This window comes from Pusillimonas sp. DMV24BSW_D (genome assembly GCF_011388195.1).
GTDB lineage: Bacteria > Pseudomonadota > Gammaproteobacteria > Burkholderiales > Burkholderiaceae_B > Neopusillimonas > Neopusillimonas aestuarii.
Window position 1 is genome coordinate 1,783,729 of record NZ_CP049990.1, and the last position, 23,672, is coordinate 1,807,400.

The window sequence follows — 23,672 nt, forward strand, 5'->3', positions numbered from 1 at the left end:
CGAATTTTCCGGTGTGAAGGGGTGGCGTGATGCGTATTAGTTCTAACTTGTTCTTTGAGACCGGTCTGCGAACCATTAATTTGCAGCAGTCCGACCTCATGCATCGTTACCAGCAGGTAGGAACCGGGCGTCGCATGATTACGCCGGCCGACGATCCGCTTGCCGCTGCACAAACAATCAATATTGCGCAATCTCAGTCGCTCAACGTGCGTTATGCCGAAAACCGCCAAATTGCCAAAACCCAACTGGGTATTCAGGAAAATACGCTCGATTCGGTTTCAACTTTGCTTTCGGGCCTTAAAACCCGCTTGGTCGAAGCCGGCAACGGTACCTTGTCAGACGCCGATCGCGGGGTTCTGGCCAACGTGCTGGAGAACGCCAAAGATAATCTTATGGGGCTGGCCAACGCAACCGACGGCAATGGGCAGTATCTTTTCTCAGGTCATTCCGGCAGCCGGCCGCCGTTTATCGCCGATTCGTTCGGTGCGGTAAGTTACCAGGGTGATGAAGGGCGCCGCCTGATTCAGGTCGATCAAACACGACAACTCGATTCGGCCGATACGGGGTTGGATATCTTCACCAAAGCGGCGCCTGGTGCCCGCGATTACATCACGCATGTGGCAGCGGGAAATCAAGGTACCGGCATTATCGGTAAACCCGTTATTGCCGATCCGAAAGGGCAATATGTGGGCGCGAAGTTCGAGCTGTCGTTCACGGAAGCGGGTGATGGTTCCATGCAGTACAGCGTTACCGTGCGCGATGCGGCCGATTACATTCTTTCCGGCCCGAGCGTGCCTGTTGCCTACGATGACTCAACCGAAACATTGGCCTTGCCGGGTGGCGTACAGGTGGCATTCTCAGGCATGCCTGCTGATGGTGATGCCTTTAGTGTCGAGCCGGTTTTCGTGACAGACCCCTTTATTTCCGCGCAGCAGTCGGCCCTAGGCACGGAAGGCACGGCCGTTTTAGGCAAGCCGGGTGTCACCGACCCCGCCGGTGAGTATATGGGCAAACAGGTTGACGTTGCGTTCCAGGATAATGCAGGTACGCTTCAATATCAGCTAACCGTCGACGGCGCGACCGGCCCCTGGGTCAATTACACGGATCCAGGCCCTGGAGGGGTTCTGGATTTGGGCGGCGGCCTTGAAGTGGCTTTTGAAGGGGTGCCGAACGATGGTTACGCTTTTTCCGTTGAGCCTGTGGAGCCGTCCACTAACCTGAACGTGTTTGACGCGCTTGATGACATTATTGCAGCGCTGAAAACACCTGTTCAGGGTGATCCCGCAGCACATGCGAATTATCAGAACGTTCTTGCCTCGGCCATGCAGCGCCTTGATGTGAACTTCGACCAGGTACAAACTGTGGTGTCGTCTGTTGGTACCCGGTTGAGTGAAATTGACGCCATCGATGCCAATAGCAATGTACGTGACCTAAGTTATGCGCAAGACCTTTCCCGGCTTGAAGACGTTGATTACTACGAAGCCATTGCGCAGCTGCAATTGCGCACCGCCGCGCTTGATGCCGCTTCCATGGCGTTCAAAAAGATCCAGGCAACCAGTATGTTCAATATGAAAGGCTGACATTAATTGACGAAATTCGGCTTGTGTCGGCGTGAGCGCCTTTTTTGTGTGTTTAAAGCAGCAGTAGCGGGGAGCGCTTTAGCGTTTCTGTCGGGCTGTGCCACCAGTGGGCGTTCTTTTAATGAAATGGCGCTGGCGGAGTTTGTGCCGGGTCAAACAACTTATACACAAGCTGTGCGCCTTTTGGGTGCGGAACCGGTTAATACTTATTCCCAGTTAAATGGCGCGATGTTGGCCCAGTGGGAACATAAAATAACGGTATTGACCGACGCAGCTTATTACCGACGTAATTTGATTCTAAGGTTTAGCCCGGATGGGCGCTTTGAGGCGGTGGTGGACAGTAATAATGTGTTGCCGTCACCAAAGCAACCTGCTGATTCGGCTAGCGGCTATACCCAGATGCCGCCACCGCCGAGTCCTGTGCGTCAGCCGAATCCCGAACTGGAGCAAACGGTGTCGTCGCAGGCCGTCGCGTATCCCTTGAAATAGTTTTAGAGAGCACTCATCAGGCGCCCCATTGCGCTGAATCCGGCATCGAAAAGACGGCGCAAGAAGGGAGATGTCTGGGGAAGTACAACCCATAGCAGAATGATTCCCACCATCAGGCTGATGGGAAAGCCTACCGCGAAGACAGATAGTTGCTGTGCTGTTCTGTTCAAAATGCCCAGCGCCAGGCTGATAGTGAGCAAAACAATAATTAATGGCAAAGCAAGCAACATGCCGGCAATCATTACCTGCGCACTCCATTCAAATAAAACGGGGAGCCCGTTTAGGTTAATCCCGCTATTTTGAATGGGCAGAATATCGAAGCTTCGTATAAAGCCTGCCAGCATAAGCAGATGGCCGTTGAGCGCAATGAAAAGCAACATGGCGATCATATTCATCAGCCGCGACAACACGGCAGTATTCGCACCCGTTGCCGGGTCGAAGAACGATGCAAAAGACAACCCCATTTGGAGGCCGATGAATTCACCGGCGGTTTGCACTGCGGCAAACACCACGCGCATGACAAGACCCAGCAAAATGCCAATTAATATTTGCTGTAGCAGAATGAATAAACCTTCATAAGAAGCTGGAGAAATGGCCGGCATGGGGGGCAGGGTGGGGGCGATAAGCATTGCGGTGAAGGCGGCCAAGCCTACCTTTGCGCGATTGGGAATAGAAGACTCGCCCAGCAAAGGTACTGCCCCAATAAATGCAAGTAACCGGGCAAAGGGCCAGAGAAAGGTGTTGATCCAGCCGTAGAGTTGGGTCAGGTCAACGGAGATCATGGCGCGTTAGCCGGCCAAAGTGGGTAAGGAGAGCAGCAACTGCCTGATGTAATCCACCATAGTGCCGATCAGCCAGGGGCCCATGAGTGCGAGCGTGACGCCGATTGCCAGCAGCTTCGGAATAAACGATAGCGTCATCTCGTTAATTTGCGTGGCAGCTTGGAAAATACTGATTAACAAACCCACCGCCAGCGTAATGAGCAAGACAGGGCCTGCCAGGAAGAAGGCTACTTTCAGCGCGGTGTAGGTCATCGACATGACGGTTTCAGGGGTCATCGGGTCGAGTCCTCCGTATCAATAAAAACTGCGGGCAAGTGAACCCAGCAGCAGGTGCCAGCCATCGGCCAATACAAAGAGCATGAGCTTGAAAGGTAATGAAATGGTGACCGGCGGTACCATCATCATCCCTAGTGCCATCAGTACACTGGCCACGACAAGGTCAATTATCAAGAACGGGATGAAAATCGTAAAGCCGATTTGAAATGCTGTTTTAAGTTCGCTGGTCACAAAAGCGGGCACCAATACGCGCAACGGCACATCTTGCGGGGTTTGGAATTCGCCGGCGTTAGACATGTTGGCAAAAAGGGCCAAATCGGTTTCGCGCGTATGGCTGAGCATAAACGCGTGAAACGGGCGTGATCCTTCGGCCAGCGCCGCCTCGAACGAAAGTTCCCCCTGGCTGAGAGGCAGATAAGCTGTTGTATAGACTTCGTCGAGCACCGGTGACATGGCGAAGATGGTCAGGAACAGGGCCAGGCCGATGAGCACGGAATTGGGTGGCGAAGCGCCGGTACCCATGGCGTTTCGAAGCAGGCTCAGAACGATAATAATGCGCGTAAAGCCGGTCATCATAAGCAACATGGCCGGCAGAAACGATAGCATCGTCAGCAGTAGCAAGGTCTGCAGACTGAGTGAGTAGGTCTGTTCGCCGTTTGGCCCGGGCGTGGTGGTGAAGGCCGGTAGGGTGGCTTGGGCCATTGCGTCTTGGCATAACAAGGCCAATATCAGCAACAGGCTGATAAGAGCAAAGCTTTTCATGCAGGGAAAGGCGCCGGACAGACGGTTCATGACAGCGTGTATTTATGCGTCGGAGGGGGTTGAGTTGGTTGTTGCTTTGTTTTCCAGCGTATGCAACAAGGAAATATTTTGCGGCGTTACACCAATGACCAAACGCGCGTTCTCGACTTCGACAATCGAGATGAAACTGCGCCCACCCAGGCTTTGAGACCCTACAACCCGGATGGCCGTTGCTTTACCGCGTGTTTTCAACAAGCCCGTACGGCGTGCAACCCATGCCCCGCCTAGAATAAGCGCAAGAATAAAAAGCAGGGCAAGAATAGGTTGAAGGACTTCAGGTGCTTCCATAATTATCGACGGCTATTCAGTCGGTGTAGCCGGTCTGACGGCGTAATAATATCGGTGAGACGAATCCCGTATTTGTCATCAACCACCACCACTTCGCCTTGGGCAATTAAATACCCGTTCACGAAAATATCCATCGGCTCACCCGCCAGCCCGTCGAGCTCAACAATGGAACCTTGGCCTAATTGCAGGATGTTTTTGATGGTGAGCTTGGTGCGACCCAGTTCAACAGTGAGTTGAACGGGGATATCCATAATCATGTCGATATCGCTGCCAACACCGGTGGTTGCGCTTGAAAGCGGCTGGAAAACCTGTTCTGCTGCAGGGCGTGCGAGGTTTGGGTCAAGGCCTTGTTCGGTGGCGCTTGTTTCTGCTTGCTCTGTTGCAGGGCTGTCTTGTGTGGAAGCGTCTTCCACGGTGTCGTCGGTTTGCGGTTGCGTTGCAGCGGTTTGCTCGGCAAGCGCTGCAGCCCAATCATCCATATCGCTTTTCAAACCATCCGCCTGGGTGCCTTGGGTGCCCGCAGCTTGTTCTGACAGGGCGGCAGCCCAATCCGTATCCAACTCCTCAGGCGTTTCCTGGGCGTTTTTTTGGTTCGGGTCTTTATCGGGATCGTGAGTCGGATCAGTCATGGTGAGAAGCTCGAGTAAATTCAGTTTTCGCTGGGGACAAGGTTTTTTCTACCCGCAAGGCGTAGTGATGGTTATGGGTGCCGTAACCGCATTCCAATATCGGTACACCTCCAACGTGGGCAACAATATTTGGAAGCAAATCAAGCGGCAAAATGTCGTTTACTTTCATTCGGACCAATCCACCGACGGTGGTGTCGATGTGTCCGAATTCGGCAACCAGTTCAACTTCCGCACTGCGTACTTCGCCGGAAAGTTGCTGCATCCAGCGTTGGTCGGTGGATTCGAGTGTGGTGTCTTGAAGCGGTCGCGACAGCACGTCGCGAATCGGTTCGATCATGGAGTAGGGAATGCAGATGTTCAAGTGCCCGCCGGCTGCGCCAATTTCAATTTGGAACGAACAGACCACAACGATTTCATTGCCGCTCGTGATACTGGCGAACTTGGTGTACATTTCGGATCGAATGTATTCCAGTTCAAGCGGGTAAATACTTTCCCAGCACCCCTTGTAACAGTCAAGTGTCACGTTCACCAGGCGGCTGATAATGCGTTGTTCGGTGGTTGTGAAATCCCGTCCTTCCACCCGAGTGTTGTAGCGGCCGTGACCGCCAAACATACTGTCGATGATGAGGAACACGAGATTGGGATCGAATGTGAATAGTGCGGTGCCTCTTAGCGGCTTCATGGCAATCATGTTCAGATTGCTTGGAACAGGCAAGTTGCGTTCGAAGTCGGAGTATTTTTGTATGCGAATTGCCGACACCGTGATGTCGGCGTTACGTCGCATGAAATTCAATAGCACGGCGCGCATGCGCCGGCCAAAGCGCTCGTGAATCAGCTCCAGCGTGTGCATGCGATGCCGCACCACCCGGTCGGGCGAGCTTAAGTCGTACGGACGAACGCCGGAATCGGCTGTACCCGATTTTTTGGACGCATTGGCGTCCTCGCCGGTCATGTTGGCGATAATGGCATCGACTTCGTCTTGCGAGAGAAAGTTGGAGTACGACATTTACTGGATCACAAAAGCGGTAAACAACACGCTGGAGAGTTTGGCTTTAGTGGGGTCGGGTTCGTAAGGTTCTTGTAAAGATGCCTGTATTTCCCGGGCCAGGGTTGCACGGCCGTCGTTTGTTTGCAGAAATGAAGGCGAGTAGCTTGAAAGTGCCGTGATGATGCGGTTACGTACTTCAGGCATATATTGTTCCAGATGCAGCTTCGATGCTTCATCGCCCGTTCGCAAGGTAATTTCCACGTATAGAATGCGATTCAGGCTATCGTTGTCACGCAACGTAACGGTAAAGGGCTCCAGCGGCAGGAAAATAGGTTTGATGGGCGGAGCTGTTTCCAGCGTGTTTTGAGCTTGCGCTTCGGAAGCACCCAACACACCCGTTGCCGACAAGTAATAAAACGTGCTGCCCAAGGTAACGGCAATAATGGCAACGACAAGTAAGCTAAGTTTCAGTAATTTCATTAATTTTCTACAACTCAAACAGATTAGGCAAAGGTATCAACTTGCCCATTGTGAGAACGCTGGGCGGCAGTCTGGGGTTGGGCTGTTTCGTCAGTGGCATGAGCGTCACCGGATGACGAGGAATTTGTTGTGGTGTTCGACATTGCCGTGTGTTGGGGTCCTTGCCCTGGCTGATGTTGTTCGCCGACCGATGTTTGCCCTAACGAGATCCCGGCTTGCGCTAACTGCTCTTGCAATTGTGGAAGCGCCTGTTCCACAGCGTGACGCACTGCGGCATGAGGGGAAATGAACGAAGCCTGGGCGACGTTGTCCGACATGCTCAAGGAGATGCGAATCGGCCCCAAATCGGGTGGGTCCAGGCGTAATTCGATGGTTTGTAGCCCGTTCTTGAGGTGCTGCCCAAACGAACCGACCTGCTGGCTGAAGTCACGGCCCCATTGAGGGTGCCCCACGGGTGTTGACACCGTCGCCGACCCGAGCGAAAAAGCGCTGGTGTTCGGGCTTCCCATGAGGATGCCTGAAACGGCTTCAGAGCCGCCTGCTGTGCGGTCGGCGGTTATGGCAGCGATATCGTTGTGGAGCCGACTTTGCAGTAATTGTTGCCCGCTCATGCGTCGCGCTTCGACAACACGGTCAAGGAATGCGGAGGTGTTTTCGGACCGGTTAAAGGCAGCCTCGATTTGTTGGGGGTGGGTGCCGTCGAGCTTATGAGCGCTGACTCGGCCGCTCAGCAATTCAGTTTGAGCTGTATTGGCGCGCCCATTGGTTTTTACAATCGCTGCGCCGGCCTGATGTCCGACCGTTTGCGCGCTGAGCAGGCTCGCTTCCCGGTTGCTTGTGCCGTTAACCGCCGTGTTGCTAGTGGCTTCCTGCGTTTCGCCTAAGGCTGCGGGCCGATTTTTTACGGAATTCGTTGCCGATTTGTCGACAAGAATTTCATTGGCGGAAATATTTCTTTTTTCCGTTTTTTCCGTTACTGCAGGATTTGTTTCCGGCGCATGCTTCGGATCAGACGCAGCGGGTTGCCCTATCGCTTTTTCAACGGTGGGAGGGGGCAGTCCGTGGATCAATGACTCAAGCGAGGCCTTCGTTTGGGCGGAGGCGGCAAGTTGCTTTTCCTCGTTGCCGTGCAGTCTGTCATCCTCAGCCTGTTTGTCGCTGTTTGTTGTGTTGGATACGGTTTTCTCTGCCGATGCTTCGCTTTGCGCCGATCGATCGGCCTCTTGCTCTGTGTTCTTGTTTGCGTGCGAATGGCGCTCGCTAACGGCTTGATCGTTAGCAGTTTCGGGTTTCGATTCCGTTGGGCGGGCGGTATTAGACGGCTTTTCGTTCTGCGCAACCGCCTTTTTCTGTTGTTCCAGAGCGCTTGAGAAAGAAGGGCCACTGTCGTTCGTTGAAGCTTGAGGCGATGCGCTTCTTTCAGGACGGGCCAGTACGTTCAGCGCGGAAACCGGTGTAGGTGCGTTCATGCTGTGAGTGCTCCGTTAATGACTGTGGTGCGCGCGGCGAAAAAGGTTCATTGACAATTCATCGTTCGTGCGTTGCTCAATTCGATTCTCGCGTTGGGCGGCCTGCCGTTCCTGGCGATTTAACAAGGTTTCATAGGACGACAGTTGTCGCTTTTGGTCGACCCACTCTTTCTTGCGTAGCTCGACGTTAGCGTCAATTTGCGCCACGACTTTATTTTGCTGCGAAATAGCGTCGTCCAAAGTGGCGATAAACTGCCTAAAATTGTGATAATTCGCCGCTGACAAGCCGGTGGTCATCGCTTGTTGAAGACGCTGGGCGTAATCTTGTCGGTAGGTATGCAATGTTTCAAGCTGCTCATGCGCGCTCTGACGGCTGGATGTCAGGCTTTGTAGCTGTTTTGCAACGTCATTGGTTTTATCTTTGGTGAGGTCGATCAGGGTTGTTAATGCGGAACTCTTAGCCATTTAGTCCTCCTGAGTTTTTTTGCCCCATCAACGCCGCGAGATCATGGCAGGCGGCGTCATAGTCGACACGCTCTTGTATCCCCTGTTGAAGAAAAGCTTCAAGCCAGGGATATTTGTGAATCGCTTCATCAATTTTCGGATCGCTTCCCGCTTTGTAGGCACCCACCGCCAGCAAGTCGCGGTTGCGTTGGTAGCGGGAAAGCATTTGCTTGAACTGGTGCACCATGGTGATGCGCTCTCCGGGTACGATGCCCGCCATGACCCTTGAAATCGACGCTTCAATGTCAATGGCGGGGTAGTGGCCGGCTTCGGCAAGTTGGCGTGAAAGCACGACGTGACCGTCGAGGATGGCCCTTGCCGAATCGGCGATTGGGTCCTGCTGGTCGTCGGCTTCGGTAAGCACTGTGTAGAACGCGGTAATGGAACCGGCGGGTTTGCCATTCACCGGGGCGCCGTTTCCCGCACGTTCCACCAACGCAGGTAATTTGGCAAAAACGGAAGGGGGGTAGCCTTTTGTGGCGGGCGGCTCACCAATCGCCAGTGCAATTTCCCGTTGCGCCATGGCGTAACGTGTCAGGGAGTCCATAATCAACAGAACGTTTTTCCCGTCATCGCGAAAATGTTCCGCGAGTCGAGTGGCGTAAACGGCGCCCTGAATGCGTAGAAGGGGTGAGACGTCGGCTGGTGCGGCAACGACTACAGACCGCTGCAAACCGTCAGGTCCAAGGTTGTGTTCAATGAATTCCTGTACTTCACGACCCCTTTCGCCGATTAACCCCACGACAATGACATCGGCTTTTGTGTAGCGTGCCATCATGCCAAGCAATACGCTTTTACCCACGCCGGATCCGGCAAACAAGCCCATGCGTTGGCCGCGACCCACGGTGAGCAGACCATTGATCGCCCGCACACCGACGTCGAGGACGGATCGGATGGGCGCGCGTTCTAGCGGATTGAGCGCGACGGCGCTGAGCGGGGCTTGCGCAACATTTTTTAACGGCCCCAGATTATCGAGTGGCCGACCGGCGCCATCAAGGACACGCCCCAGTAAAGCGTCCCCAACCGGCAAATGACGCGCTTGAGTCGTAATGGCTGAAGGGCGTTGGTTTCCCCGTTTTTGAGTGTTGGGGGTGTTTAAAACAGCCGTTTCGGCGGGCATGACGCGTGCGCCCGGAGGCAGGCCCGATATATCGCTTTGCGGCATGAGAAACAGCGTGTTGCCATGAAAACCCACCACTTCCGCTTCCGCCCATTGATTGTGGCGGGCGGAAATTTCTACGCGGCATGCGGCGCCCACGGCCAGACGCAATCCGGTGGCTTCTAGAATTAAGCCGGTGGCACGGGTGACGCGACCATAGGCATTCCAGGACTCAGTGGTACTGACCAGGTTCGAGGCCGTTTCAAGCCGGTCGAACCAGTGTTGGGCGGTGGAGGGTAGTGCAGGCTCGCCCATCAGCTTTCCTCCAGCCATTGTGTGTTTTCCCGCAATAGCCCAGCCACGCGGCTCCAGCGTGTTTGCAAGGTGGCATCGATGCTGCCTAAAGACGTTTCGGCCATACAACCGCCGGGCTCAATGGTTGCGTCACTTAATAGTTGCCATTTTTGAAGTCTAGGGTCGTCTTTAAGGTGACGGCGCACAATAGCGATATCGTCGGGATGCATGCGGATGCATAAAAAGCCTTGCTCCGATGTTTCTGTAAGAAGAATGTCTTGTACAGTTTCAATAATGTATTCGGGTCGAGCCGCAAGTGCGGTACGAATAACCTGACGCGCAATGTCCAAAGCCAGTGTTACCAAAGCATCGCTGACTTGTTGATCAATCCGGCTGAGTGATTCGCCCAGATTGTCGGCAAGCATCTTCATTTTCAGGGCCTCTTCGCCCGACAAGGTTTGACCCTCGCGCAGACCGTTTTCGTAACCCTCTTTATGGCCATCCTGATATCCCTCATCGTGACCCGCTTTAAAGCCTTCCGCGTGGCCCGCTGCGCGACCTTCTTTCAAGCCTTGTTGTTTGCCCTGTTCAAAACCTTTTCGAGTGGCCTCTTCGCGCGCGTTCAGGCTGATACGTTCAAGCTCCTGAAGTACGTCTTGGGGTATGTCCGATTCGGCGGGCGCGTTCGCACGCAGCGCGGCGCGGTTGAGCTTCTCAGGAGAAAACTGGCGCGCCCGCCCAGGTTCTTTCAGATCGTTCTCGTTAACCGGTTGAGCAACGCGACTGCTTGCCTGACTGCTTAGTTCATGCAGTTCCAGGCGCCGCCAGGCCATAGGTGAGTTCGAGTTGGACGCGTTTGGGTTAGACATATTCGTCATTTCCAAGTCGGGTCAGGCTAATTTGGCCTGACTCTGCCAGTCGCCGTGCAACACCCAGAATATTTTTCTGTTCTTCTTCGACCTTGGACATTCGCACAGGGCCTTGGGCCTCCAGGTCGTCACGCAACATCTCTGCGGCGCGGTTCGACATATTGCCGAGGAATTTGGCGCGCAGTTCTTCAGGCGCGCCTTTGAGTGCGATTGTGAGGCCGTCGGTGTTGATTTCCTTGAGAATGAGTTGAATGGCTGAGTTTTCGATATCGACAAGGTTGTCGAATACAAACATTTCCTCTGAAATGCGCTGGGCAAGATCTGCGTCGAGCTGTTGCAGATTGCTCATCACCAATTCCTCTTCCGAGGAGCTCATGAAATTCAGAATTTCGGCGGCTGTGCGAACACCGCCCAGTTTGCTGCGTTTGGCGCCCTGACCGGACAGCAGGTTATTCAGCACGTCGGTTAGCTCAGACAGAGCAGTAGGTTGTACCCCGCCAAAGGTGGCAATACGCAGCATGACATCGTTGCGCAAACGCTCAGGCAAGAGCTCAAGTACCGCAGAAGCGCGGTCTCGCTCCAGGTGTACCAAAATGGTGGCGATAATTTGGGGGTGTTCGTCGGCAATGAGCTCTGCAACACTGTTTGCATCAAGCCAATTCAGTGCATCAATACCTCCTGCACCGGCTTCGGCATCAAGAATGTCTTCGATGAGCCCGGCGGCACGGTCATTGCCCAATGCCTTGGTCAATACCGAGCGGATGTAGTCTTCCGAGCCGATCGAAACCGCCATGAACTGGTCAGCCTCTTGGCGAAACTCCGAAATAACCTGATCTACATCTTTGCGGGTGAATTGCTTAAGGTTCGCCATGGCACCGCTGATCCGTTGGATCTCGGGCGCTGAAAGATGTTTGAAGACCTCGGCTGCTACGTCCTCGCCCAGGGACATCAACAAAACGGCGCAGCGCTCCATGTCATTTTCAAGGTTTGCCATTTTTATCCATCCATGCTCTTAGTACCATTGCAACCGCACGAGGGTCTTTCTCGGCCAGTTCGCGGGCGGATTTCAAGTTTTCTTCGTAACGGGAAATATCCGAAGCGCGCCGCATTTCGTCGGCCTCAGTGCTGCGTCGTAGCGCACTGGCTGCTGAAGAGTCCGGCTCGGCCGGTTCGGTTGCGACACGAGATTGACCCAGGCTCTGAATCAGCGGTCGCAACACTTTGCGCCACACAATAAATACGGCCAGAGCAATCAACAGGTACTCAAGTGCCTCGAGTGCAAGGTCGTGGTAGTGCGGGTTTTTCCAAACCGGAATTTCCGGCTGTTGATTTTCCGAAAACGGACTGTTGATGACGGTGACAGTGTCTCCGCGTTCTTGCGAATAGCCCATCGCATCGCGCACAATTTGCTCGATGTTTGCCAACGTGGCCTCGGGTAGGGGCTCGTATTCTCCTTCCTGGTTAAGCCGATGGTTCAGCACGACCGCGACAGACAGGCGACGAAGTGAGCCTGCAGGGCCCTTGACGTGGCTGATCGTACGGTCAACTTCGTAGTTGACGGTAGAGTCGCGCTGAATCGACGCCGGCCCTTCAGGTGCGTTGTTGTTCGCGTTGCCGTTTTGGTTGTTGTTGGCGTTGTCGGCTTCGTTGTTTTGCGCGGCTGCGTCGTCCGGGGCCGCAGGCGGTTCAACGATCGGCGCTTGCGCGTTGACTGGTGGCTGGTTGGTTAACGCGCCCGGTACACCGGCCGGCGGCAGAACATCGTATTGGTCCGACGAACTGATTTGTTTGCTGCGAACCGCCGCTTCACCGGGTGTTTGGTTCGGGCGATAGACTTCGGAAGTTTGTTCGCGTACTGAAAAGTCGAAGTCGGCGCTGGCCTGGGCCCGTACATTGCCCGCCCCGACGAGCGGAGTGAGTAGATTCATAATGCGCTCTACTGTGCGCTGTTCGACGTCATTAATAAGGGATCGGCGACTATTCTGCAGACCCGCTTCTCCGGACGGTTGAGTTAACAAGCGGCCGGTTTGATCGACTACCGATACTTTTTCAGGCGATAGCTTTGGGATGCTTGCGGAAACCAGCCAGGTTATTGCTGAAACCTGGGCTTCGCTAAGCGTTCGCCCTGGATATAGCGTAATCAGAACGGACGCCGTGGGGTCTTGCCGTTGACGCACAAACAGCGATTCACGCGGTATGGCAAGGTGAACGCGGGCGTTTTTTACACTGTGTACTGCTTCGACCGAGCTGGCAAGTTCGCCCTCAAGAGCACGTTGATAGGTGACTTGCTCGGTAAACTGGCTGGCCCCGAACTGGGTATTATCGAGGAGCTCGAAGCCCACCTCACCACTTTGGGGTAAACCTTGTTCCGCAAGTTGCAGACGCGTGGCGTGAACTTGATCGGCGGGGACAAGAATAGCAGTTCCGTTGTTGGAAATACGGTACGGCACATTCATTTGGCTTAAGGCGGCAACAATCGCCCCACCATCGCGGTCTTCCAGGTTTGAAAACAAAACCTTGTAGTCGGCCGGTCGAGCCCAGAGTGCAATAACAACAATTAAGGCCAGGATGCCCGACGCAATACCAATAAGAACCGGCTTGGGAAGCTGGCCCAATTTTGCAGCGGCGGGGAAACGAGCCAGCAAAGCGGACGCCTGGCTCATCGATCACCTCGGGCTTGCAGAGCGACTGAGCTGGGCAAACGGATTGGCTGGGTGAAAGACAAAGTACGCATTCGATACAACGTTAATAATCGGAGACTGGATTATTGCGTGTATCGATCTTCGACCAAGCTTAGAAAAGCACCACTTTTGGGTGCTTTTTCCGGTTAACGGCTTCGTGACGGGAGAGTTTAGTGTGGTATTAGAAGCGCGGTGTGGAATGACTGTGATGGTTTTATTGATGAAAAACGGCCATTTTTGCCGTTTGTTAACTGCCTTTGAAAGCTTATGGCGGCGTTATAGTAAACGCGTCATCTTGACGTTTATATGGAAAGCTTCATGAGTGTTTCACAGCTGTCTGCCATTGAGGATGTGCTTGCCCAGATGCGATCGGTTGCCGACGCAGCGTCGGGGTTCGAGCGAAAAGCGGCCGGGCCGGTTGCCGAGCCCGGGGGATTTGCCGCAGAGTTGCAGCGATCTTTGCATAAAGTATCCGATATGCAAACGCAAGCTACTTCACAAGCCAAAGCTTTTCAGCTTGGGGCGCCCGACATTTCGCTGAACGACGTGATGATCGACATGCAAAAGGCCAGTGTTGCATTTCAGGCAACCGTACAGGTTCGAAACCGCTTGGTAGCGGCCTACCAGGAAATTGCGAGCATGCCGGTTTAAATACGCACGCAGCGTGTTGTTATGCTTCGCCGGTAAACTCGCCGTCTCGTGATTCAAGCGCGTAAAGCCAGGCAAGCAGTTCTGCAACGGCCTGATAGAGTTCAGGCGGAATATGTTGATCGAGATCCACTTGCATTAGCAGGCCAACCAGTTCGGGTGATTCATGTACATACAGCCCGTGTTCTTGTGCTGTTTTGATGATGTTTTCCGCCAAAGAGCCGTACCCCTTGGCGACTACTTTTGGGGCACTGTCTTTTTTATCGTAGGTAATGGCAACAGCTGAACTGCGCTTACCTTGAATGGGTAGAGTCGGCCTGTTCACTATTATCTTCCGCCATTGCTTGGTGCTGGGCTACAGTAATTTGCGCCAGTTGAAGCCCGGCCAGATCAAGGCGCTGGTGCAGCGCGGGTGTGTTTTCTTTCAAAAAAGGTGCAGATTCCGGGGCCACAATGGCCATTTGCAGCGAAGCGCCGTTCAGGTTTAAGCGAACGTCGACCTCGCCAAGGTTGGGAAGCGTTAACTTTAAACGCGTTGCCCAGTGGGCGAAATCGGTGTCTTGTTCGTTAGAGTCCGGCTCACGCCGCTGTATGTGCATTTCCAGATCGGTGCCGGCCCATGCTTCACCCTTCCATATGAAGCCTTGATTGGCCAAAACTTCAAGTTGTTGGCGAACAAGCGTGTGCGTTTCAGGGTGTAGGGCGGCTAATGCGATGCCTGAGCCGGGAGTACCCGTGCTTGCGTTTGCAGCCGCCCCCGTTGAAGCGCTTGTATTTGCGCTTGAAGAAGCATGGGTTTGGCTCGTTTGTTGTAAAGGGCTGGTGGTTGACTCTGCCCGGGGAAGGGGGGCGGTTGAACTGCCGGCGCCCCCTTGTGATGATGGCGTTTGGGCAGGTTGGGCGTTTGATGTGCCGGGCTGCAACGTGCCTTGTGAATGGGCGGCCGATTGTGACGTTGACGCCGGAGCCTGCCCGCCGGCCTGCGCATTCGATCCACCGGTAAGCAGGGCCTGAGGTTCGCCGCGCAGTGCCGATGCGGCGTATTTGCCGAACGATAAAGCGCTTAAATGGGATTCGTAAAACAAACCGCTGGACTGCACAGTTTGGCTTAAGGTTTGGGCCAATGCCTGAGAGGATACGTGCGTGTGTGGCAATGATGATGCGCCACGTGCTTGTGCTGCACCCTGACCTGGGGCACTACTTTGCGCATTTGTCGGCGCGTTGCCGGGATTCTGGGTTGCTTTTCCTTGTGGTTGAATGAGTGGCTGTTGACCGCGCACAACGGCAGCTTGTTCAGGAAAGTTTTGCAATAACGCCAAAATCGTGCGTGCGGCGGCCCCCAGAGTGGTTGGCGCCGAGGCGGTGGCTCGGGTGTTGGGTTGGTCGCCTCCGCCTTCAAGCAATGACTTGTGTGCGTCGATCTTGGCGCGCTCCACCGCCTGGCGGGTCGCTCGTTCGCCGTGGCGTTGAACTTGATCGATGGCCTCCCGGGTGTCACGGGTCACTCTGTTTTGGGCGGCGTCGTTGCGTAGTGTTTCAGGTGTTTGAGTAATGGCGTCGGGCCTTGCGCCATTCACTAAATTGGTTTGTTGAGATAGTGAAGTGCCAAGAACAGCATCCAGACGCTGAACCAGCAGGGTACCCAGACCGGACGGACCGTTTACGCTCATGGCCTGGATTTAGGCGGTGCCAAATAGGTTTGCAAAACATTCTGATGACGCTTCATGCTGCCCAGCAGTGAGCCCAGTCGGGCCAGCTCCGGCGCCGCAAGGTCTCTGATTTCGGCATCGTCACGCAGAATTTTTTGTAGCAAGGGTTTACGCGCAAGGCGATCGTGGTCGTCCAGAGGTTCGTATTGGCGCAACTCTTGTACCGCCTCGGAGTATTCTCGACTGGTGGCCACCACTTCATCCCATTGGTTGTCGCGCGCCAGCTGAACCATTTTTCCCGACAGGTTGGCGATGATTTTGTATTGATTCAATATAGACTTCGAGCGGCTCATGGCGATATTGTCGGCGAACATAGGTCGAAAGTAAGTATAGGTGGGATTAACAGCGCAGGTGTGTCCGCTTGTGTATTTCGTAACGTAACGTTCACGAGGCCACAGCTGCGGGCTTTTTTACATCGACCGCAGATCGCCAGGCATCGGCAATTTCAGAAAGGGCTTTTTCGGCCGCCTCAAGTCGTTCAATGTCGGCGTTCAGATTGGCCAGCAGCAAATTACGTGTGATGAGCTCGTAAGTGGCGATCAGGCTTTGCGCTACCTCGCCACCGGCTTCTGTATTGATACTGGCCTTCAACCCACAGTCAACGATTTCAATGGCTTTGGAGATCGCTGTGCCGCGACCCGCCGGGTTGTTGTTTTGCATATACAGTTTAGCTTTCGCCATGGCGGCAAGAGCGCCGTCGTATAGCAGGGTAATCAGGCGTTCAGGGCTGGCACTCATGACCTTGGTTTCAAGGTCTATGCTGGCGTAGGCATTGGCGGAACGGGTTGCCCGGGGACCGCGTGCAAATGAATAGGTCATTCTTTATTTCCGCTGCTGAGATTTTCCAACATACCCATTTGTTGGGTTAGATAACTGCTTAAAGAGTTCATTTCGGCAATCATGCCGTCTAACGCTGAGAATTGTTGCTTGTAATTTGCCATGCGGGCATCGATACGCGCAGAGGTTGTTTCGTACTGCTCTTGCAGGCGTTCGGAAATGCTCTTGGCGCCGTTGGTTGCCGCCGCTATAAGCCCATTTGCATCCAGGATATTCTCGGCGCTTTGCTCAAGGCGGGTGGCGATTCCATTGCCGCCGGTCAAAAGATTCTGAACATCATCCAGGTTGTTCTCCAGTGCAGCCGTTAGTTTTTCCTGATCAATGGTGAGCTCGCCTGAGGTCAAGTTCGTTGTAATACCCATTTGCGACAGCGTTCTGACGTCGCCTGAAGAGGTGAACGAATTGACAATTTCACGGGCCTCGTTCTGAATACGCCGGGCCATTGAGTCGCCGGTGAGCGTGTTGGCCGTTTGTGTTTCGGTGTTGTAAGACGTAAGTGACTTAATTGTGCCTTGAAGCGCGTTATACGCTTTGACGAACGTTTCAATGGCCGATTTTGCCGTGCTGTCGTCGCGAGTGATGGACAATGTCTCGATTTTGCCCGGGTTCGCTTCCGTTAAGTCGAGCTTTACACCTTCAATTGCATCTTCAATAGAATTTGTTTGGCTGGTAATCGTGATGCCGTTGACAGTAATTTCGGCATTGGATGCCGCTTGTTCCTGCAAAGTGGAGCCCGCCGTACCAAAATTCAGCAAATCTTCCAAAGGGCTGCCTGCGCCGTCGGTGTTGCCGGTGATGTCAATTTGTGTAATTGCGGCGTCTGTACCTGTTTCCGTGCTCGACAGCATAAGACGATAGGGGTTGGCCGAGCCGTCGTTCAATACAGTGGCTTGCACACCAAGGCTGTCGTCGGCGTTAATGGCTTCGATAATGCCGTCGATTGACGTGTCTTTTCCGGTGAGGTCGAGTGTTTTGGTTGATCCGTCGCCGAAAGTGAATGTGATCACACCGTCGGTGCCATTGGCGTCGGTGCGGCTTGCCAAACCTTGGGCAACTAATGTTTGCGTGGTGGCCAACGACTCTACGGTGATGTTGTATTGGCCCGAGACGGCACTTGTTTCCGCCGTGGCACTGAATGACTCCGCGCTAGTGTTGGCTTTGTAAGCGCCGAACGTACCTTCTTTCGAAAGCGTTTGTCCTGCTTTCTGAAAAGCTTCAAACGCGCTTTTTATTTTTCCGTAGGCTGAAATGCGGTTTTGAACATCGGCTTGCCGCGTTTTGATTTGCTGCAATGCGATGTTTTCACTTGCTCTTAGGTCGGAAAGGAGTTCGTCGAGCGGAAGCCCGGATCCAACGCCGATTGCGGAAATAGCCATTTTCTTGAATCTCCTGTTACGCTATTTTGACTCGACTAAGCGTATTTCAAAGCTAGTGTCTGCTGCCAAATGCGTCGTTACTTTTCCAGATTGCCTTTTAACCAAGCAGTCAATAAATTAATTGATTGCTTATACTTTGGTATCCACGCCCTGGCCTTGCATTTGTACAATCATTTTTGCGACCTGCAATACGGCCTCGGAGGGGACAGTGCGTAATACCTCCCCGCTATGATTATCGACAATAGACACGACAATTCGCTGCGCTTCTTCGTCGAACTTGAACTGCATTCCCGTTGACCAGGCCTGTAAATGTCCGTTCACTTCGTCGAGCGCTTTGTTTGTAGCGTCGACAGTGAGATTCGGCTGATCGGCGTCCGGGCTTAACCGGCCGTCCAGCGCGCGTTCGGTGGCGGTCACTTTTTGAGCGGGCTCCGGTCGATTCAGCACCGGCGCAGTATCAGTTGTTACCGGCGTACCGGTGGAAACGGCAAAGTTGGTTGAAACTGAGTTAATCATTGGGCTGACTCCCGGAGTATGAGCGCATTCAGGTTAAGATGCATGCTTGAACCGTTTAACGGCATTGTGTGAATAATCTTTAGGGTTATTTCCCGGTTAAGCAGGCCAAAGAACGGAATTACACTGCTAATGGGGTGTAAATCACCCAGTTTGCCGACGCTTATTCAGGCGAAAATGCTATTTCAGGTTTTTTTCATTGTCTTTCCAGCGAATGCCCGTTTCTGAAGAACAGCTCGTAACTGAACACGCACCTATGGTGCGGCGGCTTGCGCTGCAGCTTATCTCGCGGCTACCGTCCAGCGTCGAACTCGACGACCTCTTACAGGCGGGCATGATGGGCTTGCTCGACGCAGTTCGGCGTTACCAGCAGGTGCCTGAGGCGCAGTTTGAAACTTATGCCGTAACGCGTATTCGCGGTGCCATGCTCGACGAACTAAGAACGCAAGACTGGCTGCCGCGCAGTGTGCGGGCGAAAGGCCGAGTCATTGAACAGGCGATTCATGCTTCGGAGCAACGTCTTATGCGCCCCGCGACCGAGACGGAGTTGGCCGAAGAGCTCGGCGTGTCGCTGGCGGAGTACCAAGAAATGCTTGAGGGCGCTCAGGGTGTACAGGTTGTGCATTACGAGGACTTGTCTCGTTTTCATGGTGAAGGTACTCGCATTGCGGAAGAGGCCCTGCCCTCGGATGAGTCCGCTCAACATTGGACGAATCCTTTGCAGCAGATTATGTCGCAAGGGCTTAGAAGCGCGTTGGTCGACGCCATCAGTCGGTTGCCGGAACGGGAGCAGCTCCTGCTGTCGTTACAATTTGAACAAGACTTGAACCAGAAGGAAGCGGCCGCCGTATTGGGTGTGACGGAAGGGCGCATTTCCCAGTTGCGGGCTCAGGCGATCGGCCGCATAAGGGCGGCCCTGGCGCAAGGGCAATGGGATACCGATCCGGGATCGATTGATTTTCAGAATCTGCTCTGACCGTCAAAGAATGTTAATCTTTAGCTTTTGCCGAACCCAGCAAGCGGCGCATTTGCCGTTTCTCAGAGTACCAAATTGGACTACGTAGCCACCTGTAAGCTGCCCACCCCCTGGGCTGTTTTTTCTTTGCACGCTTTTGTCTCACCCGAAAGCGGTAAAGAACATGTCGCCATGACGCTTGGCGACTTAAGCACCACCGAGCCCGTATTGGCGCGAGTGCATTCCGAGTGTCTGACAGGAGACGCGCTTTTTAGCCAGCGCTGTGATTGCGGCGCCCAGCTTGAGGCAGCTTTGCAGGCAATTGCGGCCGAAGGCCGGGGTGTGCTGCTTTATTTGCGTCAGGAAGGGCGGGGTATTGGGCTGGTTAATAAAATTCGGGCCTATAGCCTGCAAGATGAAGGCGCTGATACGGTCGAGGCGAATGTGCGCTTGGGGTTTCCGGCAGATATGCGTCGCTACGACGTTTGCCGCCCCATGCTCGAGCATTTTGGGGTGACGCAATTACGTTTAATGACCAATAACCCCCGTAAGGTTGATGCCTTGCGTGAAAATGGTATTGAAGTGGTGGCACGTGTTCCATTGCAGGTTAACCGCAATCGTTATAACGAGGGCTATCTGCAAACCAAAGCCGCCAAAATGGGGCATTGGTTTAACTTAGCCGACCTTCCTGAAAATCCGTAACTGCCTGAATAATTTCCTGTTGCGTATTCATGACGAACGGGCCGTATTGCGCGATGGGCTCTTTAAGCGGCCGACCGGCGATTAGAATGAGTTTTGCAGTATCGTCGGTCTCAATAACGACGCCGTCGGCCTGTGGGTCGTTTTCGAGTATTGCCATATGTTTCAGGGGGATAGCTTTACCGTTTACGGTAACCGCTCCCCGATAGACAAAAATAAAGGCATTGTGATCTGGTTTAAGTGATTGCCTGAAATGGCTTGGGCCGGAAAAATGGACATCAAGATAGAGGGGTTGGGTAACCGGATGCTGAATCGCGCCGCTTACACCATGGCTGGTTCCTGCAATAACGCGTGCTTTTACGTTGGCACTGGGTTGTATCTCTGCAATGTCGTCGTTTTGGATGTCTTTATAGGCCGGTTCGCCCATTTTTTCATTGGCGGGTAAGTTCAGCCACAGTTGAAATCCTTCCATGACACCGGCTTCCTGCTCAGGGAGCTCAGAATGAATAATGCCGCGTCCGGCGGTCATCCATTGCACACCGCCATTTTGCAGAATCCCTTCGTTGCCGCGACTATCGTTATGACGCATGCGGCCGGCAATCATATACGTAATGGTTTCAAACCCGCGATGTGGATGGTTGGGAAAGCCTGCGATATAGTCATCCGGGTTATCGCTGCCGAAAGCATCAAGCATAAGATAAGGGTCGAGCCGTCGTTGCAGATGCTGGGTGATGACACGCGTCAGGCGCACACCTGCGCCGTCTGATGTGGGCTGGCCCGCCACCAGGCGCTCTACATTTCGTGAGTGCGTGACAGTTTCAGTGTTTTGGTCAACAGGCGTGGGTTGAGACATGGCATCACCCCTATGAAAAATGATGGATTAACCGCGAATGGGTTTGATTGCGGCCGCCCATTTCTTCAGCTCGGTGAGCATGGCATCGGCCGATTTCTCTATTAATTCGTTCGACTTGAAGTTTTTGTCATCGTCGATCATGGTGGCAACCATAGGGACCATGACGCACTCGGTCATGGGCATCATTTTCAAGGTGGTAACCAGTGTTTTGGCTGATTGAATCGCCCGTACACCGCCGGAAGCCCCACCGTAGCCCACAAACCCGCAGGTTTTATAGTTCCACTCTTTGCTGAGGTAAGTAAGCGCATTGTAGAAAGACGGGGGAGGGTTGTAGTTGTATTCCGGCGTAACAAAAACAAATGCATCGCCCGATTCTACAATTTCGCTCCAGCGCTTGGTGTAATCGAACTGATAGTTGCGTTGTACCGGATGGTTTGGTTCGTTAAACAGTGGCAGGTCAACTTCGGCCAGATCCACCAGATTGACATCAAAACCCGTGCCGTGGTTTTTGGCATATTCGGCAAACCATTTCGCCACCGACGGGCCCACGCGGGTGGGCCGTGTGCTGCAGATAATAACGTGCAACTTCAAAGACATATGTTGTTTCCCTAATGGTTGAGTTGTACAACAGTGCGACGGTCATCGCATAATCGGATAAGTCATCAGCTATCATACCTCTTTTGAAATGCCGCTTTCAGCGTGTAAGGATGCCCATGTTGTCTGCTGAACAAATTTCCCTCCAGAGTCAAATCAGAACCGAGTTGTGCGTTGATGAGCACTTCGATGTTGATGCACAGATTTCCCGGCGCGCCGGCTTTCTGGCCGATTACCTGAAACGTCATCGTATTGATTCTCTCGTATTGGGTATCAGTGGCGGGGTTGATTCTTTGGTGGCCGGCTGTTTGTGCCAACAGGCGGTTGAAACCATACGCGCGCAAGGTGGTTCTGCACGGTTCTATGCCATGCGCTTGCCTTACGGTGAGCAAAAAGATGAAAGTGAGGCCCAGGCGAGCCTGGGCGTGATCAAGCCCGATGAGGTTGTCACGGTTAATATCAAGGCCGCTTCCGACTCAATGTTGCAAGCGGTTAAAGCTGGCGGTACCGGCTTTCGGGATGCTTTTCACGAGGATTTCGTTTTGGGGAATATTAAGGCGCGCCAACGCATGATTGCGCAGTATGCTGTTGCGGGTGCTTATGGCGGGGTCGTGGTGGGAACTGACCACGCGGCAGAGGCCTTGATGGGATTTTTTACCAAATTTGGTGACGGTGCCGCCGATCTTACGCCGCTTACGGGTTTGTCGAAAAGGCGGGTCAGAGCCTTGGCACATGCATTGGGCGCCCCTGATGACCTTGTATATAAAGTACCGACTGCTGACCTTGAGTCACTGGCTCCTCAGAGACCGGATGAGCATGCGTTTGGGCTCACCTATGACCAGCTTGATGACTTCCTTGAAGGGAAAGTGGTTGCGCCGGATGTCTTTGAACGGATTGTGGATATTTTTCGCCGCACCGCCCACAAACGTGCGTTGCCTTATTCCCCATCCTAAACAAGGCTTATTGCGATGATTTCCAAATGGGACTGGTTGTTGAAGCAGTTTTCCCGCACCTTGTGGGTTCGGGCTTTGCTGTATTCCTTATTAGCCATTGTGACAGCGTTGGTGGCCATTTGGATTGATCCCTATATCCCGGCTGATTTCGGCGGGCGTATTGGTGCCGATGCCGTAGACCAAATTCTCGATATTATGGCCAGCAGCATGCTGGCTGTTACAACTTTTTCGCTCACCGTTATGGTGTCGGCCTACAGTGCGGCGACGTCCAGTGTGACACCCCGGGCAACGCGCTTGCTTATGCAGGACACGACCACCCAGAACGTTCTATCGACATTTCTGGGGGCGTTTCTTTTTAGCCTGGTGGGTATTGTGGGCTTGAATGCCGGTGCTTACGGTGATGGCGGGCGGGTATTGTTGTTTGTTGTGTCTCTGGCCATGATTTTGATTGTGGCGTTAACCTTATTACGCTGGATTTCCCACCTAACGCATTTCGGCCGGGTGGGGAATACAACTGAAAGAGTGGAAAAGGCGGCCCACGCGGCGCTTGAATACTGGGTTGAGCATCCTTGTTTGGGGGCGAATCCTTTAACCGATCTTTCGGTGATCCCGGATACGGCGCAGACGCTGCCGGCCTGGAAAGTGGCCTATGTTGAGCATATCGATACTCAAAAGCTATCGGAGTGCGCTTGTGAATGGGGCGTGAAAGTTTATGTTTTGGCCGCCCCAGGGTCTTTTGTCAACCCCAGCACCTCGCTGGCGAAAATCGACGGTTCCCTGACTGACGAGCAACGTGGCATATTGCAAGGCGCTTTTTCGCTGGATGCCGAGAGGTCTTTTGATCAGGATCCACGCTACGGGATGTGTGTATTAGCTGAAATTGCGTCGCGTGCTCTCTCTCCCGCCATGAATGATCCGGGAACGGCCATTGATGTTCTGAGCCGTTCAGTGCGAATACTGTCTTGTTGGGAGCACCGTGCTGCTGGCCGTAGCGACGTCCGACGGGCAGGCAAAGGAGGCAAACCCTTGTGTGAAAATGTTTGGATGTCGCCGCTCGACCCACAAGATGTGTTTAACGATTTTTTTACTCCTATTGCCCGGGACGGTGCCGGGATGATCGAGGTTCAGGTACGGCTGCAGAAAGTGCTCAGCCACTTGGCTGAACTTCAACCTGATACTTTGGGTGAGGCCGCTCGTGATCACGCCGGTCTGGCGCTGGAACGTGCGATGCAGGTTTTAAATCTTGAAACAGATCGCCGGAATCTGACCGACCTTTCGAATCGTTTGTTTCCACCGCGTTAAGTTG

The 23,672-nt window shown here is 53.7% G+C and carries 28 protein-coding genes; 7 read left to right on the forward strand and 21 right to left on the reverse strand.

Going from position 1 to position 23,672, the window contains the following annotated elements:
• The first annotated feature begins 29 nt into the window (after positions 1–29).
• Together flgL and G9Q38_RS08675 are read left to right on the forward strand one after the other, a co-directional pair.
• Complete coding sequence (flgL, locus tag G9Q38_RS08670) at positions 30–1,580, forward strand: flagellar hook-associated protein FlgL (protein WP_166129977.1); 1,551 nt, start codon at positions 30–32, stop codon at positions 1,578–1,580.
• 6 nt (positions 1,581–1,586) lie between these two features.
• Positions 1,587–2,069 carry a protein kinase family protein gene (locus G9Q38_RS08675; protein WP_166129979.1) on the forward strand — a complete coding sequence of 161 codons (483 nt, stop codon included), beginning with the start codon at positions 1,587–1,589 and terminating at the stop codon, positions 2,067–2,069.
• Positions 2,070–2,071: 2 nt separating this feature from the next.
• Here the strand turns inward: G9Q38_RS08675 and fliR are convergent, their stop codons facing one another.
• Genes fliR through fliF form a run of 13 tightly spaced genes read right to left on the reverse strand, consistent with a single transcriptional unit; the run spans position 2,072 to position 13,211 of the window.
• Positions 2,072–2,851, reverse strand: coding sequence for a flagellar biosynthetic protein FliR (gene fliR / locus G9Q38_RS08680; protein WP_166129982.1), 780 nt, complete (start codon positions 2,849–2,851; stop codon positions 2,072–2,074).
• 6 nt (positions 2,852–2,857) lie between these two features.
• Positions 2,858–3,127, reverse strand: a complete 270-nt coding sequence (gene fliQ, locus G9Q38_RS08685) for a flagellar biosynthesis protein FliQ (RefSeq protein WP_114419662.1) — start codon at positions 3,125–3,127, stop codon at positions 2,858–2,860.
• Between the two features lie 18 nt (positions 3,128–3,145).
• The gene (gene fliP, locus G9Q38_RS08690; protein ID WP_370523845.1) at positions 3,146–3,919 is read right to left on the reverse strand and encodes a flagellar type III secretion system pore protein FliP; all 774 of its coding nucleotides are present in this window, start codon (positions 3,917–3,919) and stop codon (positions 3,146–3,148) included.
• Between the two features lie 12 nt (positions 3,920–3,931).
• Positions 3,932–4,216 carry a flagellar biosynthetic protein FliO gene (fliO, locus tag G9Q38_RS08695; RefSeq protein WP_166129985.1) on the reverse strand — a complete coding sequence of 95 codons (285 nt, stop codon included), beginning with the start codon at positions 4,214–4,216 and terminating at the stop codon, positions 3,932–3,934.
• 2 nt (positions 4,217–4,218) lie between these two features.
• Entirely contained in the window at positions 4,219–4,845 is a 627-nt protein-coding gene (gene fliN, locus G9Q38_RS08700; RefSeq protein ID WP_166129988.1) for a flagellar motor switch protein FliN, read from the reverse strand.
• On the reverse strand, positions 4,838–5,851 hold the full coding sequence (fliM, locus tag G9Q38_RS08705; protein WP_114419658.1) for a flagellar motor switch protein FliM: 1,014 nt from the start codon (positions 5,849–5,851) through the stop codon (positions 4,838–4,840). The genes fliN and fliM overlap by 8 nt, the downstream gene beginning before the upstream one ends.
• Positions 5,852–6,313, reverse strand: a complete 462-nt coding sequence (locus G9Q38_RS08710) for a flagellar basal body-associated FliL family protein (protein ID WP_166129990.1) — start codon at positions 6,311–6,313, stop codon at positions 5,852–5,854. It abuts the gene before it with no gap.
• Positions 6,314–6,336: 23 nt separating this feature from the next.
• A complete protein-coding gene (locus G9Q38_RS08715; RefSeq protein ID WP_166129993.1) occupies positions 6,337–7,782 on the reverse strand; it encodes a flagellar hook-length control protein FliK in 1,446 nt (481 codons plus the stop codon).
• Positions 7,783–7,797: 15 nt separating this feature from the next.
• A complete protein-coding gene (gene fliJ, locus G9Q38_RS08720; RefSeq protein ID WP_166129996.1) occupies positions 7,798–8,247 on the reverse strand; it encodes a flagellar export protein FliJ in 450 nt (149 codons plus the stop codon).
• Positions 8,240–9,718, reverse strand: coding sequence for a flagellar protein export ATPase FliI (fliI, locus tag G9Q38_RS08725; RefSeq protein ID WP_114419654.1), 1,479 nt, complete (start codon positions 9,716–9,718; stop codon positions 8,240–8,242). Before fliI ends, fliJ begins: the two co-directional genes overlap by 8 nt.
• On the reverse strand, positions 9,700–10,548 hold the full coding sequence (gene fliH / locus G9Q38_RS08730; RefSeq protein ID WP_166129998.1) for a flagellar assembly protein FliH: 849 nt from the start codon (positions 10,546–10,548) through the stop codon (positions 9,700–9,702). The genes fliI and fliH overlap by 19 nt, the downstream gene beginning before the upstream one ends.
• Positions 10,541–11,542: a flagellar motor switch protein FliG gene (gene fliG, locus G9Q38_RS08735; RefSeq protein WP_166130001.1), complete on the reverse strand. Its 1,002-nt coding sequence runs from the start codon at positions 11,540–11,542 to the stop codon at positions 10,541–10,543. The genes fliH and fliG overlap by 8 nt, the downstream gene beginning before the upstream one ends.
• Complete coding sequence (gene fliF / locus G9Q38_RS08740; RefSeq protein ID WP_166130004.1) at positions 11,529–13,211, reverse strand: flagellar basal-body MS-ring/collar protein FliF; 1,683 nt, start codon at positions 13,209–13,211, stop codon at positions 11,529–11,531. Before fliF ends, fliG begins: the two co-directional genes overlap by 14 nt.
• A 336-nt stretch (positions 13,212–13,547) precedes the next feature.
• Here fliF and fliE point away from each other — a divergent pair, with 336 nt between their 5' ends.
• Positions 13,548–13,880, forward strand: a complete 333-nt coding sequence (gene fliE / locus G9Q38_RS08745; protein WP_114419650.1) for a flagellar hook-basal body complex protein FliE — start codon at positions 13,548–13,550, stop codon at positions 13,878–13,880.
• Positions 13,881–13,899: 19 nt separating this feature from the next.
• On the opposite strand, the gene G9Q38_RS08750 is transcribed toward fliE, so the two are convergent.
• From G9Q38_RS08750 to G9Q38_RS08775, 6 genes are all read right to left on the reverse strand, one after another.
• On the reverse strand, positions 13,900–14,202 hold the full coding sequence (locus G9Q38_RS08750) for an EscU/YscU/HrcU family type III secretion system export apparatus switch protein (protein ID WP_205962274.1): 303 nt from the start codon (positions 14,200–14,202) through the stop codon (positions 13,900–13,902).
• A complete protein-coding gene (fliK, locus tag G9Q38_RS08755) occupies positions 14,171–15,547 on the reverse strand; it encodes a flagellar hook-length control protein FliK (RefSeq protein ID WP_166130006.1) in 1,377 nt (458 codons plus the stop codon). Before fliK ends, G9Q38_RS08750 begins: the two co-directional genes overlap by 32 nt.
• Positions 15,544–15,879 carry a flagellar protein FliT gene (locus tag G9Q38_RS08760; protein WP_166130009.1) on the reverse strand — a complete coding sequence of 112 codons (336 nt, stop codon included), beginning with the start codon at positions 15,877–15,879 and terminating at the stop codon, positions 15,544–15,546. Before G9Q38_RS08760 ends, fliK begins: the two co-directional genes overlap by 4 nt.
• Positions 15,880–15,970: 91 nt before the next feature.
• Entirely contained in the window at positions 15,971–16,405 is a 435-nt protein-coding gene (fliS, locus tag G9Q38_RS08765; RefSeq protein WP_166130012.1) for a flagellar export chaperone FliS, read from the reverse strand.
• Positions 16,402–17,799, reverse strand: coding sequence for a flagellar filament capping protein FliD (gene fliD / locus G9Q38_RS08770; RefSeq protein ID WP_166130015.1), 1,398 nt, complete (start codon positions 17,797–17,799; stop codon positions 16,402–16,404). Before fliD ends, fliS begins: the two co-directional genes overlap by 4 nt.
• A 129-nt stretch (positions 17,800–17,928) precedes the next feature.
• A complete protein-coding gene (locus G9Q38_RS08775) occupies positions 17,929–18,315 on the reverse strand; it encodes a flagellar protein FlaG (protein ID WP_166130017.1) in 387 nt (128 codons plus the stop codon).
• Between the two features lie 211 nt (positions 18,316–18,526).
• Here G9Q38_RS08775 and G9Q38_RS08780 point away from each other — a divergent pair, with 211 nt between their 5' ends.
• Together G9Q38_RS08780 and ribA are read left to right on the forward strand one after the other, a co-directional pair.
• On the forward strand, positions 18,527–19,288 hold the full coding sequence (locus G9Q38_RS08780) for an RNA polymerase sigma factor FliA (RefSeq protein WP_166130020.1): 762 nt from the start codon (positions 18,527–18,529) through the stop codon (positions 19,286–19,288).
• 75 nt (positions 19,289–19,363) lie between these two features.
• A complete protein-coding gene (ribA, locus tag G9Q38_RS08785; RefSeq protein WP_119441340.1) occupies positions 19,364–19,969 on the forward strand; it encodes a GTP cyclohydrolase II in 606 nt (201 codons plus the stop codon).
• Here ribA and G9Q38_RS08790 read toward each other — a convergent pair.
• Both G9Q38_RS08790 and G9Q38_RS08795 read right to left on the reverse strand, forming a co-directional pair.
• On the reverse strand, positions 19,938–20,819 hold the full coding sequence (locus G9Q38_RS08790; RefSeq protein ID WP_166130023.1) for a pirin family protein: 882 nt from the start codon (positions 20,817–20,819) through the stop codon (positions 19,938–19,940). The two genes, ribA and G9Q38_RS08790, sit on opposite strands and share 32 nt — an antisense overlap.
• A gap of 27 nt (positions 20,820–20,846) precedes the next feature.
• Positions 20,847–21,416: an NADPH-dependent FMN reductase gene (locus G9Q38_RS08795; protein ID WP_166130025.1), complete on the reverse strand. Its 570-nt coding sequence runs from the start codon at positions 21,414–21,416 to the stop codon at positions 20,847–20,849.
• A gap of 116 nt (positions 21,417–21,532) precedes the next feature.
• Between G9Q38_RS08795 and nadE the strand changes: the two genes are divergently transcribed.
• Positions 21,533–22,366 carry an NAD(+) synthase gene (gene nadE / locus G9Q38_RS08800; RefSeq protein WP_166130029.1) on the forward strand — a complete coding sequence of 278 codons (834 nt, stop codon included), beginning with the start codon at positions 21,533–21,535 and terminating at the stop codon, positions 22,364–22,366.
• Positions 22,367–22,381: 15 nt separating this feature from the next.
• On the forward strand, positions 22,382–23,668 hold the full coding sequence (locus G9Q38_RS08805) for a DUF2254 domain-containing protein (RefSeq protein ID WP_166130032.1): 1,287 nt from the start codon (positions 22,382–22,384) through the stop codon (positions 23,666–23,668).
• Positions 23,669–23,672: the final 4 nt, after the last annotated feature.